The 407-nt window shown below is 65.6% G+C and carries 1 protein-coding gene; it reads right to left on the reverse strand.

The features are described from left to right. Positions 1–405: ABC transporter substrate-binding protein (locus EN879_RS38635; protein WP_164774975.1), on the reverse strand; the 405-nt coding region annotated here is incomplete at its 3' end. Positions 406–407 lie beyond the last annotated feature (2 nt).

Raw genomic sequence — 407 nt, forward strand, 5'->3', positions numbered from 1 at the left:
GTTCAGCACCCAGGCGAGCATGAAATAGGGCGACGTGCCCGGCGCCGATGACGCGACGTTCTTGCCCTTGAGATCGGCGACGGTCTTGATGTTGTTGCGGGCGACGATGCCGTCGGCGCCGTAGGATTTGTCGAGCTGGAAGATCTGCTTGGTGGTGACGCCGCTGGCGTTCCACACCAGCCAGGTCTCCACCGTGGTGGCCGCGCATTGCAGGTCGCCGCTGGCGATGGCGAGCGGCCGGCTCGCTTGCGGCACCTTTTTCAGGGTCACGTCGAGTCCGTGTTTCTCGAAGATGCCCGCCTGCTTCGCAAGCGTCAGCGGCGCGAAGCCTGTCCAGCCGCTGATGCCGATAGTGACCGAGGTGGCAGCCATCGCCGGTGCCGACAGGCCGGCGGCAAGTGTCAGAG

The organism is Mesorhizobium sp. M7A.F.Ca.AU.002.02.1.1, from assembly GCF_003998535.1.
In the GTDB taxonomy this organism is placed as follows: Bacteria; Pseudomonadota; Alphaproteobacteria; order Rhizobiales; family Rhizobiaceae; genus Mesorhizobium; species Mesorhizobium ciceri.